The sequence below is a fragment of the Wolbachia endosymbiont of Drosophila pseudotakahashii genome (assembly GCF_026015925.1).
Classification (GTDB): Bacteria; Pseudomonadota; Alphaproteobacteria; order Rickettsiales; family Anaplasmataceae; genus Wolbachia; species Wolbachia pipientis.
On sequence record NZ_CP110359.1, the window covers coordinates 507214 to 526382 of the forward strand.

General features: G+C 36.6%; 18 protein-coding genes and 1 pseudogene. 9 read left to right on the top strand and 10 right to left on the bottom strand.

Annotated elements, in window-relative coordinates; all coding sequences use genetic code 11:
* Positions 1-12 precede the first annotated feature (12 nt).
* The 4 genes from ONI09_RS02630 to ONI09_RS02645 form a co-directional block, all read right to left on the bottom strand.
* On the bottom strand, positions 13-411 hold the full coding sequence (locus tag ONI09_RS02630; RefSeq protein WP_265014333.1) for an EVE domain-containing protein: 399 nt from the start codon (positions 409-411) through the stop codon (positions 13-15).
* Entirely contained in the window at positions 411-1607 is a 1197-nt protein-coding gene (ftsZ, locus tag ONI09_RS02635; RefSeq protein ID WP_010962790.1) for a cell division protein FtsZ, read from the bottom strand. Before ftsZ ends, ONI09_RS02630 begins: the two co-directional genes overlap by 1 nt.
* Before the next feature lie 248 nt (positions 1608-1855).
* On the bottom strand, positions 1856-2305 hold the full coding sequence (locus tag ONI09_RS02640) for a hypothetical protein (protein ID WP_265014334.1): 450 nt from the start codon (positions 2303-2305) through the stop codon (positions 1856-1858).
* Between the two features lie 83 nt (positions 2306-2388).
* Positions 2389-3891 carry a YifB family Mg chelatase-like AAA ATPase gene (locus tag ONI09_RS02645; RefSeq protein WP_265014335.1) on the bottom strand — a complete coding sequence of 501 codons (1503 nt, stop codon included), beginning with the start codon at positions 3889-3891 and terminating at the stop codon, positions 2389-2391.
* 122 nt (positions 3892-4013) lie between these two features.
* Here ONI09_RS02645 and ONI09_RS02650 point away from each other — a divergent pair, with 122 nt between their 5' ends.
* The 3 genes from ONI09_RS02650 to terL all read left to right on the top strand — a co-directional run bounded on the left by ONI09_RS02650 (position 4014) and on the right by terL (position 8599).
* Positions 4014-4853 (top strand): polysaccharide deacetylase family protein, encoded by an 840-nt coding sequence (locus tag ONI09_RS02650; RefSeq protein WP_265014336.1) that lies wholly within the window; start codon positions 4014-4016, stop codon positions 4851-4853.
* A complete protein-coding gene (locus ONI09_RS02655) occupies positions 4808-6382 on the top strand; it encodes a penicillin-binding transpeptidase domain-containing protein (protein ID WP_265014337.1) in 1575 nt (524 codons plus the stop codon). Before ONI09_RS02650 ends, ONI09_RS02655 begins: the two co-directional genes overlap by 46 nt.
* Positions 6383-7147: 765 nt before the next feature.
* Complete coding sequence (terL, locus tag ONI09_RS02660) at positions 7148-8599, top strand: phage terminase large subunit (protein ID WP_265014338.1); 1452 nt, start codon at positions 7148-7150, stop codon at positions 8597-8599.
* 457 nt (positions 8600-9056) lie between these two features.
* Here the strand turns inward: terL and ONI09_RS02665 are convergent, their stop codons facing one another.
* Entirely contained in the window at positions 9057-10106 is a 1050-nt protein-coding gene (locus ONI09_RS02665; RefSeq protein WP_182320464.1) for a class I SAM-dependent methyltransferase, read from the bottom strand.
* 101 nt (positions 10107-10207) lie between these two features.
* On the opposite strand from ONI09_RS02665, the gene ONI09_RS02670 reads away from it, so the two are divergent.
* Positions 10208-10579 (top strand): hypothetical protein, encoded by a 372-nt coding sequence (locus tag ONI09_RS02670; protein WP_022626336.1) that lies wholly within the window; start codon positions 10208-10210, stop codon positions 10577-10579.
* Positions 10580-10864, top strand: coding sequence for a DUF2610 domain-containing protein (locus tag ONI09_RS02675; protein WP_265014339.1), 285 nt, complete (start codon positions 10580-10582; stop codon positions 10862-10864).
* 6 nt (positions 10865-10870) lie between these two features.
* Here the strand turns inward: ONI09_RS02675 and dapD are convergent, their stop codons facing one another.
* Positions 10871-11701 (bottom strand): 2,3,4,5-tetrahydropyridine-2,6-dicarboxylate N-succinyltransferase, encoded by an 831-nt coding sequence (gene dapD / locus ONI09_RS02680; RefSeq protein WP_265014340.1) that lies wholly within the window; start codon positions 11699-11701, stop codon positions 10871-10873.
* Positions 11702-11776: 75 nt separating this feature from the next.
* Here dapD and ONI09_RS02685 point away from each other — a divergent pair, with 75 nt between their 5' ends.
* The gene (locus ONI09_RS02685) at positions 11777-12205 is read left to right on the top strand and encodes a zinc-ribbon domain-containing protein (RefSeq protein ID WP_265014341.1); all 429 of its coding nucleotides are present in this window, start codon (positions 11777-11779) and stop codon (positions 12203-12205) included.
* Positions 12206-12299: 94 nt separating this feature from the next.
* On the top strand, positions 12300-12980 hold the full coding sequence (gene rpe, locus ONI09_RS02690; protein ID WP_265014342.1) for a ribulose-phosphate 3-epimerase: 681 nt from the start codon (positions 12300-12302) through the stop codon (positions 12978-12980).
* 143 nt (positions 12981-13123) lie between these two features.
* Here rpe and tnpC read toward each other — a convergent pair.
* The 3 genes and pseudogenes from tnpC to ONI09_RS02705 form a co-directional block, all read right to left on the bottom strand.
* Positions 13124-14439 (bottom strand): annotated as a pseudogene (gene tnpC / locus ONI09_RS02695) (IS66 family transposase).
* Positions 14440-14598: 159 nt separating this feature from the next.
* Complete coding sequence (ribD, locus tag ONI09_RS02700; RefSeq protein WP_264373997.1) at positions 14599-15681, bottom strand: bifunctional diaminohydroxyphosphoribosylaminopyrimidine deaminase/5-amino-6-(5-phosphoribosylamino)uracil reductase RibD; 1083 nt, start codon at positions 15679-15681, stop codon at positions 14599-14601.
* Entirely contained in the window at positions 15681-16880 is a 1200-nt protein-coding gene (locus ONI09_RS02705) for a deoxyguanosinetriphosphate triphosphohydrolase (protein WP_265014343.1), read from the bottom strand. Before ONI09_RS02705 ends, ribD begins: the two co-directional genes overlap by 1 nt.
* 47 nt (positions 16881-16927) lie before the next feature.
* On the opposite strand from ONI09_RS02705, the gene ONI09_RS02710 reads away from it, so the two are divergent.
* Both ONI09_RS02710 and ONI09_RS02715 read left to right on the top strand, forming a co-directional pair.
* The gene (locus ONI09_RS02710) at positions 16928-17389 is read left to right on the top strand and encodes a HesB/IscA family protein (RefSeq protein ID WP_264707114.1); all 462 of its coding nucleotides are present in this window, start codon (positions 16928-16930) and stop codon (positions 17387-17389) included.
* Between the two features lie 39 nt (positions 17390-17428).
* The gene (locus ONI09_RS02715; protein WP_265014344.1) at positions 17429-18103 is read left to right on the top strand and encodes an ABC transporter ATP-binding protein; all 675 of its coding nucleotides are present in this window, start codon (positions 17429-17431) and stop codon (positions 18101-18103) included.
* Between the two features lie 238 nt (positions 18104-18341).
* Here the strand turns inward: ONI09_RS02715 and ONI09_RS02720 are convergent, their stop codons facing one another.
* Positions 18342-19040 (bottom strand): alpha/beta hydrolase, encoded by a 699-nt coding sequence (locus ONI09_RS02720; protein WP_265014345.1) that lies wholly within the window; start codon positions 19038-19040, stop codon positions 18342-18344.
* Positions 19041-19169 lie beyond the last annotated feature (129 nt).

The window sequence follows — 19169 nt, forward strand, 5'->3', positions numbered from 1 at the left end:
AAATGACAGGTATTACACATCACTCATCCTTATTATTTCATTCCATTCAATTTCCGAAACTGGGGCAATTGATAAACGTGGTTGTTTTAATATAGTCATATTTTTCAAAAGTGGGTTTTGTTTTATATTATTTAACGTTACTTGGTTATTTAAAGGTTTCAAAAACTTTACATTCACTAATCCGAACTTGGGATCATTAACATGATAATACTCTTTAAATACTTCAACGATTCCAAGTATTGCTTTCTCTTTACCTGTATGATAAAAAAACGCAAGATCGCTTGTTTTCATAATTTTCATGTAATTTTGAGCTTGATAATTGCGCACACCATCCCACTCAACTACCTGATCCTTTTCCATTTTTTGCCATGAGTATTCACTTGGCTCTGACTTGAGTAGCCAAAATTGCATTATTTTTTTCTTCTTAAGTAAGCTGGTATATCATAGATATTGCTGCCCCACTTAGCTCCTTCGCTTACCTGTTCAGCTGGTTTTGTTTCCAGTGTTTTGTCTTGCGTACTTTCACTTTGACTATATGGCCACTTAAATTTCTCTTTCTCTGAGTCTTCGCTCTGACTTATAGGTGAAGTTTCTGATTTATTATTGCGACCATCAATGCCAGTTGCAAGAACAGAAACTCTAACTCTTCCCTCCATCGCTTGATCAAAAGTAGCACCAAATATTATATTTGCATTTTCATCTACTTCTTCACGCACTCTATTGGCTGCAGCATCAACTTCAAACAGAGTCATATCTCCGCCACCAGTAATGTTAATTAATATTCCTTGCGCACCTTTCATTGATACATTATCAAGCAATGGATTAGATATTGCAGCCTCTGCAGCGCTAATTGCTCTATCTTCTCCTTCTGCCTCTCCGGTGCCGATCATCGCTTTGCCCATCTCGCTCATTACTGTTTCTATATCAGCGAAGTCAAGATTGATAAGCCCTGGCATGACCATCAAGTCAGTTACTCCTCTGATGCCAATGTGCAGAACATTATCAGCAAGTTTAAATGCATCAGAAAATGTAGTTTTTTCATTTGCAATTCTAAATAAATTCTGATTTGGAATGACAATAAGTGTATCCACGTATTTTTGCAGTTCTTCAAGTCCAAGCTCTGCAATGCGCATACGGCGCACACCTTCAAAACCGAACGGTTTAGTTACAACTCCAACAGTCAATATCTTTTTTTCTTTTGGCGCTCTATCCTTAACTGCGGCTCTTGCTTCTCTGGCTGCTTTTGCAATTACCGGTGCTGCACCGGTTCCAGTACCACCGCCCATTCCTGCTGTGATGAAAAGCATATGACTATCTTTTATATGCTCCATAATCTCATCAATTGACTCTTCTGCTGCACCTTTGCCAACATCAGGCAAAGCACCAGCACCAAGCCCCTTAGTTAAATTAATGCCAAGCTGAATTTTTTTATCACACAACGACTTTTCTAGTGCTTGAGCATCGGTATTTGCGACAACAAAATTCACTCCTTGCAAATTAGATTGGATCATGTTATTCACAGCATTTCCACCAGCACCACCCACTCCCACAACGGTAATCCTTGGGTGCAATATAGGTAACTCCGGCAGACTAAGATCAATAGACATTTAAATTACTCAAATTTAGCGAATTGACTTGATAATAAGTTACCGCTTTTTTAATAATATGCAAATACTTTTCACTTCTATAGGCGTAAACAGTAAACGGGATTTACTTATTCTTAACATTTATACTAATAAGTGCAGTTAATTATAATAACTAGATTCTTAGATGACATCACTTAACCGATGCAAAAAATAGAAAAAGTTTATAAAAAGGGACAGAAACCTATCCCTTTTTATTTTGTTGAAGATTATTATACTTCCTGATCTTTCCCTTTCAATGCTTCAACTGCAACATCTTTTAATTTTGAGGCAACTTGATATGTTCCATAAAGAACGGCAGCTGCAGCAATTGCCATTATGGCACCCGCAACTATCTGACCAGCAACACCTGTTCCGATAAATCCAGGTAATGAAGCAGCTATTGCTTGATTTGTTCCAACAAAGTAACTGGCAGTCTTAGCAAGAAACCCAGAAGCTTCTGCTGCACTAACAAAGCCTGCTTTCATATGCATTGCTGTAAAGACAACACTTGCAACTGCAAGCGGAAATAATGCTATTCTCCCTTTATTATGCATAGCGTACTGACCAGCTCCACCAGCAGCACCAGGAATTCCCCAGTATTTTTCAGCTCGTATATATCCTTCTGAAATAGCATGAAAAATGCCATCCCCTTTTCCATGCTCATAATTTGTTAATGCCATAACTCTACTCCTTAAATAGAACGTTAAAATTTCATTAAGGAAGCATATAGTAAAAAAAATTGCCTGTCAAGTAAACTAATTTTTTAATATACCTTTATTCTGTAATTGAGCGCTTCAGCAATGTGTGCTCTTTTTACTTCTTCACTTTTTGCAAGATCTGCAATAGTTCTTGCAACTTTTAATACGCGTGTGTAGCCTCGATTGGAAATGTAATTTTCTTTCAGTACGTATTTTAGCAATTCTAACCCTGCCTGATCTGGTTCAGTAAATTTATTAAATGCTTCACCGCTTACTTCTGAATTGCAACGAATATTTAATTCACTATAGCGCTCAGTTTGAACTTTTCTTGCTGCTATCACTCTTTCTCTTATAATTTTAGTACTTTCTCCCTCCACAGAGATTTCAGGAGAGAGTATGCTAACGTTTGGCATCTCAATGCATATGTCTATTCTATCAAGCAATGGCCCTGATATTTTGTTTTTGTAATCTGTGCCACACTTTGGAGCTTTGTTGCACGATCTGCTTGCATCACCTAAATAACCGCACCTGCAAGGGTTCATTGCAGCTATCAGTTGAAAATTGGCAGGGTAGGTTATGTGAGCATTTGCCCTTGCAACGGTAACTTTTCTATCTTCAAGTGGTTGGCGCAGAGAATCAAGCACAAGTCTTGGAAATTCTGGCAACTCATCAAGGAATAACACGCCATTGTGAGCCATGGTAATTTCTCCAGGTTTTGCATTCTTTCCTCCCCCTATCATCGCTGGCATAGAGCATGAATGATGAGGTTCACGAAAGGGACGAGTTACTTTGAATATTTCGTTACCAGTTTTTGTTATGCTGGAAATAATATTAACATCAATCATTTCCTGTTCAGTCAAATCAGGTAATAGCCCTACAAATCGTTTAGCAAGCATTGATTTTCCAGTACCAGGAGGGCCAACAAGAAGCATATTATGCCCACCTGCTGCTGCAATTTCAGCTGCTCTTTTTGCAACAACTTGGCCTTTAATATCCTTCATATCGGGAACCAATCTTTTTTCTTTGGGTGCATCACTATATTTAAAAATTACTGGCTGAATTAATTGCTCACCCTTAAAGTGTCTGATAATATCAGTTAATTTCTCTATAGCTAGAATTGAAACATTCTTTACCCATGAAGCCTCTACTCCATTTCCCCTTGGGCAAATTACTCCTTTATTTGCCTGTTTTGCATTGATCGCTGTTGGCAGCACTCCTGAAACTGGAATAACTCTGCCATCAAGGGCAAGCTCACCCATAATGATATAAGACTGAACTTTTTCAACTGGTATCACATTCATTACAACAAGTAGTCCAATAGCAATGGCCAAGTCATAATGACTACCTTCTTTCAGTAAATCCGCAGGGGAGAGATTAACTGTAATTCTTTTTGGAGGTAGTAGTAGATTGATTGAATTTAACGCTGCTCTGATGCGTTCTTTGGATTCCGCAACAGTTTTATCTGGCAATCCAACAATATTAAAAGCTGGAATACCATTTGCCATATGAATTTGTGCATTTACTGTGCTAATTCCCTGAAGCGCAACGGTATTTATATTTGCAATCATAATATATTATATAAAATTGTTAATACAATATATTAAAGAAGCGATGAAGTAAAGGCTACAGCAATTAAAGATGGCTTAACTTAGCAAAAAAGTGTAGTATTCTATCACTTTGCTGATTACAAATGTTTATAAGGATAATCACTTTTTTCTTACTATATTCAAGTACGGCTTTTTGTAGTGATTGTAATTTTAATTTACCATACTGTGGGCTCAGTTGTAATCTAGATCTATCATATAGAAATTTAAGTAATATAAAAAAATTATTGAATAACGACGATAAGTTTGTTGCGCTTACGTTTGATGATGGACCTTCCAACAATAGAATAAACGATATTATTAATGTTCTGGAAAGCTATGAAGCAAAAGCAACATTTTTTGTGCTTGGTGAACGTATAAATGAAAAAACGTCTGAAATAGTAAAGAAAATTCATGAATCAGGTCATGAGTTAGGCAATCACTCTTGGTCGCATAGGAAGTTGACATCACTTTCAAGTGAGGAACAATTGCAAGAATTGGAAAAGACAAATACAGCAATTAAAAATGCAATAAAACAAGATGTAAAATGGTTTCGTCCGCCATATGGATGTTATGACGATAATCTGATTGAAAATACTGATCAATTAAATATGTATTCAATATTATGGATAGTTGATTCGCTAGATTGGCAAGGTGATAAGCCAGAAACTTTAGTTGAAAGAGTTTTAAGTAATGTACATAATGGAGCAGTTATACTGTTTCATGATCACAATAACAGGTCAAACACAATTGAAGCTTTACCTCATATTATTAAAATACTAAAAAAATCAGGTTATAAGTTTGTGACCTTAAGTGAGTGGGAAAAAAGGGTTTGTAATACGGTAAAAGCCAGAAGTGTAACAATAAAAGAGGGGAAAAAAGTGCGTTTTGAAGGAATGTTATGTGGACAAAAAACAAAGTCTTTAACCGCAGAGCATTCATATTAGGTGGTGTTCAGCTTACCATTTCTGCGGTTTTTAGTTGCAGGTTATATAATTTACAAATACGAAACAGACAAAAGTACGAAGCACTATCTAATAGTAATAGAATAAGAGTTGCTACTATTATGCCTAAGCGGGGCAAAATTTTAGATAGGAATAGCATTGAACTTGCGGTAAACAAAATTTCGTATGTTGTTTTGTTTGATGGTTCTGGTAAGGAAGTTGATTTGCAGACATTATCAGAAGTCGAGTCTAAAATAGCAAAATCGTCAGAAAAAATAACTGCTCTTTATAAACGTTATTACCCGTTTGGTTCAATGTGTTCTCATGTAATCGGATATACAAAAAGACAGCAAGGCATAAGCGAAGTAGGAATCAGCGGTATTGAATATACATATGATCATATATTGAAAGGCAAGTCAGGAAAATCTGAGCAGGAAATAAATTCTAAAAAACGCGTCATAAAAGAATTATCAAGCATACCACAACAAGACGGACAAGATGTACAACTGACAATTGATATTAATCTGCAAGAGAAAACCGCAGAGGTATTTAAAGATCACCAAGGCTCCGCAGTGGTAATTGATGTAAATAATGGAGAAATTTTAGCATTATATAATTCACCTTCTTACGATAATAATCTTTTTGCTAGCAGGCTATCAAATGAGACTTGGGAGAGCTTGAATGCTCCTTCATTGCCGCTCGTGAATCGTGCGTTATCATATCAAATTCCACCTGGTTCAATATTTAAAGTAATAGTTGCGCTTGCGGGTTTAAAAGACGGGATAATAACACCAGAAGAGAAATTCTCGTGCAAGGGCTATATGAAAATAGGTGAGCGGAAATTTCGTTGTCTGAAAAGCAAAGTCCATGGGTATGTATCTTTAAATGAGGCAATGGCATTATCATGCAACACTTACTTTTATAATATAGGGAAAAAAATAAGTGTAGACTCTCTGGTAGAAATGGCCAGAAAATTTGGTATTGGAAGTGGGCCACTGATTGGAACGTTTAAAGAAGAAGCTCCAGGGTTGTTGCCAGATAGAGATTGGCGTACACGAAAGCTATATTCGCAGTGGTATTTAGGTGACACTATCAACTTAGTTATAGGACAAGGGTATATGCTTACAACACCACTACAGCTTGCAGTTCTTGCAGCGAGGATTGCAACAGGAAAAGAGGTAATTCCCCGCATTAAGATGAATGAAACGATACAAGATTTTCCCGATATTGATGTGGATTGTGAGCATCTTAGCATAGTTCGAAAAGCTATGTTTGATGTGGTGAATTCTAAAACTGGAACCTATAAGAAAGGGCTAAGCGGTATACAAATTGCTGGCAAAACCGGTACACCAGAAATAAACTCTAAGGGCGAAAGTCATAAGTTATTTATCGCCTATGGCCCTTACCATAACCCGCGCTATGCAATCTCTGTGTTTATAGAACACGGCAAAGCCCCACGCCAAGATGTTGCTATAGCTAATGAAATATTTCAGTATATGCTTGAAACTATGAGTATTAAACTTCTTGCATAACCATATAACAAACTTTTATTGGGAATAGAAACGAAAAAACTTACTTGACACCCTTCGCCAGCGCCCTTATCACGATAGTGAAGCTATTGTATTTGCTTTCGCCAATCTGCAGATTAAAAGGTAAGGGTTACTTAATGTATCGGCGTCTTATGTTCAATTTTTTGCAGTATATAGATACTGTATGTCTTTACAAAACTTCATCTACATCTAGATTTTTATCTAAATAAGCTGAACGCGCTTATAAAGCGTTACAAGACATCAAAAAATGCCAATACTCGACAGAGATAGTAAAAGACTAGCTAACTCGGGGATTCTTTGTCTTTTTTTCTGCTTAGTAAATTTCTTAAACATTTGCAGCGTAGGTTAGTTGCAATTAAAAGCGGCTGAATCTCGCTTGTCAAGCGTTTAAAACATAAAAAACGCCAATATTTTAAAGCGGATAATAACCACGGGGCTTCTTTTGCCTTTTTTTTCATTTGGTAAATTTCTTAATATTTATAGCTAAACAACAACCGTCATCCCGCTACGTGTTAGCGGGATCTATGCTTTGAGATACCGCGAATGAATCGCGGTATGACGGTGTAGATGATGGTTAAGTAATTCGTCATCCCGCTGCTTGTTAGCGGGATCTATGTTAAGGTATAGTAGGGGATCTATGTTAAGAGATACCGCGAATGAATCGCGGTATGACGGTTAAGTAGGGTGTCATTCCAGTGCTCCTTTTTTTGTCATCCCAGCGTCACGCGTTAGTTTCAACATTATATCATGAACTTTCTAAAATTCATTGAGTTATGCTTTCAAACGGTAGTGCCGGGGTGTGAGTATAATAATTATCGGTACATAAAAGTCATAGCAGATAGGCTGGAAGCAGCGAGCGCTGGTGAAGTGAAACGAATAATATTCAATATGCCTCCGCGCTCGATGAAGTCCATGTGCATAAGCGTTGCGTGGCCCGCATGGATACTGGGAAACCAACCAACTGCGAGAATAATAGTTGCAAGTTATTCTCAGCGGCTCAGCGAAAAGCACTCGCTCGACACCAGGTGCGTGATGCAGTCTAGTTGGTATAGAGCGCTATTTCCAGAGATAGAACTATCCAAAGACCAGAATACCAAATATAAATTTCAAACAGTGCAGAGAGGATACAGAATCGCAACATCAGTTGGTGGAACACTAACTGGTGAAGGTGGTGATTTTATCATTGTGGACGATCCGCTCAGTTCTGCTCAAGCTTTGAGTGAAACGCTTAGAAAGCGTGCCACAAACTGGTTTGATCAGACTTTAGTAACCAGGCTGAACGATAGAAAAAAAGGAGTCATCGTTCTTGTAATGCACAGGCTACACCAGGAGGACTTAACTGGACACCTTCTCTCCAAGCCAAAAAACATATGGCATCATATTTGTTTGCCAATGATTTCTGAAAATAAGCAGGTTATTTATTCAATCAAAAAGCCAATACCTCCCGTTCCTATCATCCGAGTAGCTCAGCACTGTGCGACCAGGCGATTATATAATAAACCAGCGTCACCTGTAAGGATATTATATTCAAGAGAAGAAGGTCAGTTGTTATATCCCCTCGATGGAGGAAAAGAAGAAGTTGAGATAATAAAAGCTGAACTTGGGAGTTACGCTTTTGCTGCTCAATATCAACAAAACCCTCTGCCGCTTTCAAGTGGTATAATTAAACCAGAGTGGTTGAAACGCTATAAAAAATTTCCTGATAATCTCTCGCATATAACACAAAGTTGGGATACTGCGGTTTCAACAAGTAACATGAGCAACTTTAGTGTCTGCACCATCTGGGCAAAAATAGATAATAAATTCTATTTACTCGACGTATATCGCGCAAAGCTTGAGTATCCAAAGCTTAAAGAACAGGTTTTGTCACTAGCTGCAAGATGGACGCCACACGCAATTTTAATCGAAGCAAAAACAAGTGGTCAACAATTGGTGCAAGAGCTAAAGACAAACAGTGATTTACCGATTATTGAAATAGTGCCACATGATGACAAGCTCACTCGATTTCATCAAATTGTTCCGATTATAGAGTCTGGCAAGGTTTTTCTGCCACATCAAGCAGTATGGCTGAACGATTTTGAGTATGAGATTTTAATGTTTCCTGAAACTCGACACGATGATCAAGTAGATAGTACCGTGCAATATCTCCAGTGGGTGAGAAACAGTACCTCCAGGGTTGCAGCTATACGAGCATTGTGATTTGAGTCTACCAGTACTGGGATGACAGCTAGGAGACAACCGTCATCCCGCTGCTTGTTAGCGGGATCTAGAGATACCGCGAATGAATCGCGGTATGACGTAGGACTGCTGTTATTCCAGTGTCTGGGCACTGCCGTCTTGGATGGAAAGGCTGGATCCAAGTAGTCAGCTACTCGTATGACATCTTTGTGTTTGAGGCAAAACCAGCTATAACATTTCTTCGCAAACAAATGTTCGTACAGTTGTGGGTCGTGCACAACTCTATTCCTATAGTGAGTAGCTCCCTCCTATCTTATTTATATCATATTTTTAACTTACCCAATAACATAAATTACTTTAGCTATGCTATAGCTAAAGTGGCTTAGGTTTACTTACAATTTGAAAAACAACAAATTCGTCATTCCGCTACTCGTTAGCGCTGCGGCGGTATGATGTAGGAAAACCTTTCTTGGGTTAGCTATATCAATAGCATTGCTTTAAAAAGAGTGCCCATATTTTCAGTCAACCTTAAAAATTCACTAAAGATCCTATTCTTTTGTTCATCACTTGCGCTTTTCATTAAAGCCAGGGTTCTTTCTTTTATGCCAAAAAGATATAAAAATTCTCTTTGAGTTAAAATCTCGCAATCTACGTGTTTTAATGAATCTTTTAATGCTTGAAAGTTTACAAGTGCGGTAATATCACTATTACCAACATTCTCAAGAAAATTAGCATACTTATGTTGTTTTATCGATTGCAAAGTGCTCTTATATGCGGGGTATACATAACCGTAATCTACAATCAAAGCAGCTCCTTTATTATTATATATCTTCTTCTCAAGTTTTTTTAATATTTCAACCCCAACTGAACATATTTCCACCACTGCACCATTAAAAAATTTTCCATTTGTCATCTGAGTAGCTGACACTGGAATCCATGATTCTTTTTTTCTGGATTCCAGTGTCACGCACTGGCATGACACCAAGAGACTGCCATCATCTTGTTTTGTCACCATATTTTCATACCACCCCTCATCATGATATACAAACTGATCTATCGGAAGAGCGTCAAAGAACTCATTTGCTAAAAAAATGGTTGGTTGTTCTGGTAGGTTGTCAATATTTTTGTGCCAATTAACATCTAAGCTTTTTAATTTTTCCTTTTGTATCTTCCGTAAAGTAGGGCTTATTTCAACTAAGTGGATCAACATTGAATTAAAAAAGCTGCTGTACTTTTTAGTGACTCTTATTATATCGTGAATGAGTGTTCCTTTGCCTGGCCCAAGTTCAACTAGAGAAAATTTTGATGGCTTTCCTAATTTTTCCCATGTATGCATTATCCAAACTGCAATTACTTCACCAAATAATTGGCTGATCTCAGGTGCGGTAGTAAAATCACCATCCTTACCAAGCGGTAATTTACTTGTATAATAGCCGTATTTTTCATGGTACAAAACGGCATTCATGAAATCACTGATGGATATTGATCCTTGACTTTTGTCAATTAATTCGTGTATATAAGTGAGCATGTTATTAATAAATGTTTAACTATAGCGTGCCATAATATAAAATAGTAGAGTATTTATATATATAGTATAAACTTAAGTTTGTGAGTAACAGTGCTTCAGTTATGGACGACAAAAACACCGATTATGTTGCCCTTATACCTCAAGATGATAGTATTGAATACAAATTTGAAGAAGCTGTCAATTTTATAGAAAACAAGGTTATAAATGCTGATGGGCTAACTTTAGCGGAAGTGTTTCAAGTGCTAGTTCAAATGCTAAATGGTGATCTAGAATTGGTAAAAAAAGTACTAGCATGTGCTAATATTATGGCAAAGCATGGAATGAAGGTAGCAAAAGAGTCGCAATTAAGCAGAGCTGATGTTCGCCGAGCTTTGGAAGGTAGAGAAAGTGTTGTCAATAGACAAGATTTTATAAAGAAACCACCTCTTCCACCTGCTATAAAATCGACCAAAAAGAAAAGTAGAGGTCTTTAGATGGCTGAATCTATAAAAAAATTTACTGTACAATGTGACTTCAAAGGACAAAGTTCACCTTTTGCAATATACATAGGAAATCCAAAAAGTGATGCTCATCCAATTCATCATCAAGATTCCTGGCTTGTAAAAGAACGTGGAGGGAATATTCCTAATAAAGTAAAAGAAAGTCTACAAAAATTATATAAACTATCTCAAGAAAATGGAATCTCTTTCTCAGAGTTATGCGCGTATGCCATTACTGTGGTTAGTAATAATGATAAAAAAAGTGACGACAAGGAATAAGATAGTTTAATCCCTCAATATTTCATTTATAGAGATTTTCGATCTCGTCTTTTCATCCACTTTTTTTACTATGACTGCACAATAGGTTGAAATATTATTTTTAGATGGAATAGACCCTGGTACCACTACAGAATAAGGTGGCACTTCGCCGTAAAATACCTTGCTATTTTCTCTATCAATAATCTTTGTTGATGCCCCAATAAACACGCCTATGCCAAGGACTGATCCTTCTCTCACTACCACACCCTCGGCCACTTCGCTACGTGCTCCAATAAAGCAATTATCTTCTATAATGACAGGTGAAGCTTGAATAGGCTCAAGAACTCCACCTATTCCCACTCCACCGGAAATATGACAGTTTTTTCCTATTTGCGCACAGCTACCAATCGTTGACCAGGTATCTATCATTGTTCCTGAATCAACATATGCACCAACGTTGATAAAACTTGGCATTAGAACAACATTTGTACCTATATAAGCAGATCGGCGAACAAAACACCCAGGAACTGCTCTAATTTTTAACCGGCGAAATTTCTCCTCATTCCATTCACTAAACTTGTTACCGATCTTATCAAACCAGCAATTGGTATTGTCTATTATTTTGCTTTCTTCAGTGAGAAAATGTAATAATATTGCTTGCTTTATCCACTTATGTACTACCCATTCTCCACTTGATAGCTTTTCTGCTACTCTAATTTTGCCACTATCAAGGAGCTCAATTACCTCTTTAATTGCTATTCTTGCTGTTTTCTTTAGATTACAGTCATTAAATTTTTCTCTATTTTTCCAAATATTTTCTATCTCACTCTGTGTTTTTTTTAGTTGCAAACCTTCCATTTGTTATATATATATTGATATTAAATTTGTAGCTCTGTATCATTTGAGCTTGTTACTACTTTATATGTAAGTGCTATGAAAATACAATGTAATAGTTGTACTAAAACTTACTTAGTATCTCCTAAGCAAATTGGCGCGTCTGGAAGAAAGGTAAAATGTACGAACTGCAATCACATATGGCATGAATATCTAGAAGAAGTGTCAAACAAATCGCACTCTGCTAATATACAGGAAAAAAAAGTTAGTGGAAGGAATTTTTTACAAAATCTAGCATTTACCACTCTAGCTTTTGCAACAGCTACAGGGTTATGCGTCGTAATTGCTAACGGCATCTTTCCTAGAGAGATGAACAAAGCATACAAAACGATCAGTTTATACAAGGATTCAATAAGCTATAAATTAGGGTACAAAAAAGAACAAGCAGAAAGTCCAAATGTAAAAAAACTTGCTGTAAATAAGTTTTATCAAGACTACCTTTTTTTATCTAATTTAAGATCTAGTTAAATAGGCATACCGATATCGGTCTCTAGCTACTCAGATGGTGCTTAGGGTGACAGAGTTTTGAAAATAAGTTATTTTTTAGCAAAAAAGGCAGCTCATGAGTATTAAAATTGCACCTTCTATACTTTCAGCAGATTTTGCAAAATTAGGGGAAGAAGTAAGAAAAATTAGCGATTTAGGTGTGGATTACATACACATAGACGTTATGGATGGGAATTTCGTTCCAAATATTACAATTGGTCCTAGCGTTGTTTCTGCAATACGTAAATATAGCAATCTTCCTTTTGATGTGCATTTAATGGTCAAATCTCCTGGTAACCACATTGAAAGCTTTATAAATGCTGGTGCTGATATTATCACTGTACATGCAGAAGCAGAGATACACCTTGAGAGGTTGATAAGAAAGATAAAGTCATACAAAAATGTAAACGATGCAAAAAAACCGATTCAAGCTGGAGTCTCAATTGTTCCTTCAACTTCCCCAAGTGTGCTTGAATATATAATACATGAGCTAGATATTGTGCTGATTATGACAGTCAACCCTGGCTTTGGAGGGCAGGAATTTATTCATTCACAGTTGAACAAGATATCTACTATAAAAAAAATGATACAGGAGCGTAATCTTAAAACACAAATTTCAGTGGATGGTGGAATTAACTTTTTTAACGCAGCTGATATAATAAAAGCAGGTGCAGATATTTTAGTTGCGGGATCGGCGATATTCAAGGCTGAAGATATTAAGAAGGCCGTAAACGATCTTAAAAATCCATTGTTGTGACCCTATATAGCTAAAGTGGCTTAGGTTTACCTACAATTTGAAAAACAACAAATTCGTCATTCCGCTACTCGTTAGCGGAATCTATGCTGAGATACCGCGGCGGTATGACGTAGAAAAACCTTTCTTGGGTTGTATCCGTTCAGCTAAGCGGTGTGAGAGATGATAGATAAGAGGTTTTGGAAAGGATTGAGACCCCTTTGTTTCCATGTCAAGTATAATGAAATTATCCGTTCAAGGAATGCATTTCCCCGCTTCGATTGGGTAAAATATGAATTTTTGCGATAAACGACATAATGCCGTATCTGCTGTTCAGCATGTTTGTTTGTCAGCGGAATGTTTTCTGGGTCATCTAAAAAATTCCACATTATTCTTTCAGATTTCAAAATATTTTTTGCAACTCGAGAAGCTCCAATTGCTTCAGGTAAACGGCTTCAAGTAATACCTTGTACGTTTTCGCAATTTTCTGGCACGTCTGGTAAATCTAAAAACATCTATCTCATTTTTTAGCAAGGCCTTTTTTAGTGCAAATAATTCAGTGGCTACGTTTCTTAAGTAACAGCCCAGAACTTTAACTTCAACTATGTGCTAATCTTTCAAAATCTCTTGATAAATGTGCCCAACAGATTTGCCTGTTCTTATCGGCAAAGTAGTTGTATGCTGCGTACCTGTCGTAAGCTATTGCGATTGCAGAACTTACTATTTTGTAAAACCTTCATTCCTCTTGACTCTGTCAATTTTATAAAACTTGTTGTATTACTGGCAAACATCCAGCACCAACCAAGTTTACCTTTGTTATAATGGCTCGTTTCATCGATATGCAGAACTTCACTTTTACTTACTTCTTGCTCGATTTGCTCATATGCTTCTTGGCATTTTTCTGCAACTCTAGCCTCGCTATTTGACACGCTACCAACACTGATGTCCAGGTTGAAAATATTTTTTATAATATTTGCTACTTCTCTTTTCGAGTTCTTGTAAAATCCGCTCAGCGCCGCAATTGTTGACTTAACTTTTGGACCAAATGTATCCGCAGTAACACCTTCTGGTAGCCTGCTACTTTTTCTTTTTCCACACTTGCAACAGCGGCCATTGGTATTCCACAACATAAGGCTTAATTTCTGGCAAATCAACTTTTTGATGAATGTATGGCTCTTTCGATATCGCAATTTCTCCTCCGCACTCGCAAGAACTCTATTTTCACCACTTCATCTGCTTCCATTTTAGGACGATACTTTCCTTCATGCCCAATCTGTGCCCCTATTTTCCTGTCACTTTTTTTCTTTTTCTTCTTTAGCTTGTATAACTCTTTTGAGCTCGGTATCGATGAATTTTGTGAATTCAGACCTAGTCTTTCTTTCAATTCAGCATTTTCGATTCTTAGCGCCTTATTCTCAGATCTAAAATTTTCGTTTTCTATCTCTAACCTCTTTATCTCTGCTTTTAGTTGCTCTATCTCTATTTTAAAGCTTTCACAGAGCTGAGAAGACTAGCTAGTAGATCAGACATATTTACCACACATACTACTTGTGATATTATGTTTTTAGCACTCCTTGTCTACTTTTTATTTTACCGCTCCGCTGAACGGATACCTTTTTTTTACTGTTTGAGTATGTAAGGATTATGACGACCTATCCCAAACCTCAACTATATCCTCACTAAACTCTATTATCTTTGTTTTTTTAAACTGATAACAGTTGTTAATGAATTGAATCCCTAAATCTCCTACAAAAGGAGTGGCATCATTGCCTAAAATTTTACCACTGCGGCATATTATCAACCTGTCGATTAAATTACACTTTAATAGTTCTGTGATTAACACTCCTCCACCTTCAACTAATAATCTTGTTATACCAATTTCTGAAACAAGTTTTGATGCCATGTCCTTTAGGCAGGCTTTGCCTGCATCGTTTGAATTGACTTTCAAGTAGTTAATATTTTTTCTTTTTTCTTTTACTTCTTTATTTGTGATGACCCAAGTTATTACTTTGTCTGCAGTCTTTGCAATGTTATGCTCTTCCTTTAATCTCTCTTGACTATCTATAATTAGCCTTATTGGCGATCTACTTCCGAGTCCTGGTAATCTGCAAGTTAAGAGTGGATCATCATTAATAAGAGTATTGCTGCCAATCATAATTGCATCATATTTTGTTCTGAGCTCATGCACCCAGTTTCTCGTATTTTCACTTGTTATCCATTTGCTATCGCCTGTAAATGTTGCGATTTTTCCGTCAAGAGTTGTTGCGATTTTGCAAGCTATAAATGGTCTATGTAATTCTTTAGTGGTGAAAAAACCGACATTCAGTTCTTCTGCTTCTTTTTGCATAATACCTTGCTCAACTTCAATTCCTGCTTCTTTCAGAGCTTTAATGCCTCCACCTGAAACTCTACTATCTGGGTCAATAGTTGCAATTACTACTCTTTTTATGCCAGCTTTTATGATTTTTGCAGTGCAAGGCCCCGTGACTCTGTGATGACAACATGGCTCAAGAGTGATATATATAGTTGCGCCATGAGTTGAATCTTTAGCGTTTTGCAAAGCGACTACCTCCGCATGCGGACGCCCACCAATCCCTGTATATCCCTCACTAACAATTGTACCATCTTTTACAATAACACACCCGACAGCAGGATTTGGTGCAACATTTCCAAGATTTTTTTCTGCAAGCCTTAATGCAATTGACATGAAATGATCATCAGTCATTAGAAAGAAGTCATTTCGTATGAGGTATCAAAAATTCTTCTGTGCTCGTGTATAGCAAATCTATCTGTCATACCTGAGATATAGTCACATATTATTACTGAACGCTGAGATTCACAAGCGAGTTTGCTCCACTCTGTGGGAAGTAATCCTGGGTTTTCATAAAAACATTGAAAGAGTTCCTGTATTATGCGTTTTGCTTTGTTCATCGTTCTACTCAGTTTATAGCTTCTGTATATTTTCTCCATGTTGAATCTTTTCATTTCTTTTGTAGCATTCGCAACTTCTGGTGAAAATGTGACTAGCATTTTATTTAGACTTCTTACGTCTTCTACGCTTTTTATTTTGTGATCTTCAATATTTCTTTCAGTCTGAGAAACAACATCACTTATCATAGTTCCTATAGTTCCACTCAGTGATTCATGTATGAGTTTGCTCTGAGGCAATTCTGAATATCTGCTCCTTATGTCTTTAAACATTTTTTCAATTAAAGGAACATTCAGCAAATCTTCGATGGTTACTAAATTCGCCCTGAGTGCATCATCAAGATCGTGAACACTGTAAGCAATATCATCGGCAATTGAAGCAACTTGCGCTTCAATGCTTGAAAATTCTTCAAGTTTTAGATCATATTTTTTGTTGTATTCTAATAACAGCTGATTACTTGTAGAAGAATCCGCGTTTTGACCAAGCAAGGGACCGTTATGTTTTGCAACTCCTTCAATCACCTCCCAACTTAGATTCATACCATCAAAATCAGCATGTTTTTGTTCGAGGTAAGTTAAAATCCTTATAGCTTGAACATTATGATCAAACTCGTACTTCTCGTTATCAAGATTCAAATCTTGAACTGATTTCTTTAGAGCATCTTCACCTGCATGACCAAATGGAGGATGACCAAGATCATGTGCGAGCGCTATGCATTCAGTGATATCCTCATTTAAGCCAAGTCTACGCGCAATGGACCTTGCAATTTGTGCAACTTCAAGGCTATGAGTAAGCCGAGTGCGATAGTAGTCGTGCTCATAATTGATAAAAACTTGTGTTTTGTACTCCAATTTTCTAAACGCATTAGAGTGAATGATACGGTCCCTATCACGCTGAAAGCAGCTGCGATTCTCATCTTCTGGCTCTTTGAAGTATCTCCCTTTTGTTTTGCTTGGAAAACATGCATAATTTAATAGAAAATTATTGTTTGACATGTAAAATTTCTACTATAATAAGTTATCAATAATAAACGGTGGTTACTATGTCAACAAATTACAACATCAACTTAACTGATAATGCACTAAAAAAAATCCACTCTCTTGCAGAGCAGGAAGGGGATAAGAGTTCCATTTTACGGGTTGCAGTTTCAGGTGGTGGATGTTCTGGCTTCAAATACAATTTTCTTATGGATCAAACGAATAAAAATCTATCTTTGGATGATGAAGACGATGATTACGATGATGAGTTTGATGACGAAGATGAAGATGATGATTATGAAGAAAGCGAGGACTATAGAAGCCACTCCAGTTTTAGCGAAAAAGGTAAAGATATAGTAATTAATGATGAAAATGGCAATCCTGTATTAATGGTTGATAATTGTTCAGCAAAATTTTTAAATAACTCAGTTATAGATTATACTGAGGATCTCAGTGGTTCTGGTTTTCAAATAAAGAATGCCTTTGCTAAGTCTCAATGTGGTTGTGGTAACAGTTTTTCGGTTTAATTATTACTAAAACTTAGATGCCTTCTGGATCTTTTAAACATGGGTGGTAATGTAGCACTAGAACTAACTTCCGTAGATAAAAGCTTCAAGAACAATTCTGCTGTTGTAAAGGATATCAACTTAAGTGTCACAAGAGGGCAAGTAGTAGCGCTGATTGGCGATTCAAGTGCAGGGAAAACAACTATATTGCAAATCGCAGGCTTGTTGGACAAGCCAACTTCAGGTATAGTTACGATAGATGGAATAAATTGCACACAAGCCAGTAATAAGCATAAAACTCATGTAAGAAGAAATTTTCTTAGTTTTGTTTATCAATTTCACTATTTGTTACAAGAGTTATCGGTGTTGGAAAATATTATGCTTCCTCAACTCATTGCAGGAAAAAGCAAAGCTGAAGCAAAAAAAAATTCGCAAGCAACATTGGAAAAATTTGGTCTGGAAAACAAAGCAAGTAGTATGATATCTGAAGTTTCAGGTGGGGAAAGGCAGAGAGTTGCAATTGCAAGAAGCATTGTAAATTCTCCAAAGCTTTTACTTGCAGATGAGCCAACAGGAAATTTAGATCCAACAAATTCTTTTAAGGTGTTTTTACTGCTACATTCATACGTAAAGGAAAATAACAGCTCTATGCTTATAGTAACACACAATCATCTCCTTGCAGAAAAGGCAGACTGCATTTTCCAATTGAAAGATCGATCATTAGTGAAGTTGTGAATAGGAAAAATAGCACAATTTCTATGCCCTATACTTATCTAACCAATGATCATTAACAGAGTATAACTCGCATGAAATGCTTTCATTGCTTTTTATACATGGACTTTTTAACTTACGCTGTTTACTTAGGAAACACCCCGATAACATAAACACAGCTAAAACAAAAAATAATAGCTTTTTAAACATAACAAAACCCTTTTATTTATATTACTACACTCATTTCTCTTATTTGTAAAGATTAGGCATATTCTTTTACCCTTACCTCTTTTTTGACCTTTTGAAAAGAAATAGTTGCACTATTCAAGCGCAGTTTTATATAATTGTCCACGATTTGAGTCACTTCCTCTTCTTTATCCTTTAGAAAGTGATTAGTATCATCTATTATATGGTATTCCATGTGATCACTTCTTACTGAATTTATCAACCTTTTTGCTAATTCTGTTACATCGCTTTCTCCTGAGATTGTATCATTACTGCTTTGTATTATAAGCCCAGAAACTGGACAGGGAGAAAGAAAAGAAAAATCGTACTTAGTTACCGGAAGAGAAAGAGCAATAAAACCCACTATCTCAGGGCGGCGCATTGTTAGCTGCATAGCCACCCATGCTCCAAAAGAAAAACCAGCGATCCAAATTGGAACATTGCTAGGATTATGTTCCTGAAGCCAATCAATGGCTACCGCAGCGTCAGTTAATTCTCCTATACCCTTATCAAAAGTTCCGGTAGATTTTCCCACACCACGAAAGTTAATTTTCAATGCAGAAAAATTGTTATCGATAAAAGACGTATATGTACTATGTACAATTTTACTATCCATATTACCACCATATTGAGGATGATGATGTAAAACCAGCATAACCGGCGCGTTGGCATCTTTGCTTTGGTGGTATTCACCTTCTATCTTTCTTGTTGCATTATTTAAAAAAACTTCAACCATGGTAACTCCTAATAAGAACCCGCTTGACAGGTATTGATGACGTGAGTTATTAATTATGTATTAATTTCGCTGTTTTTGCAATAAATTTTTTATCGTGTTAAAGCTAACGTACATAGTTATGGCTATAGT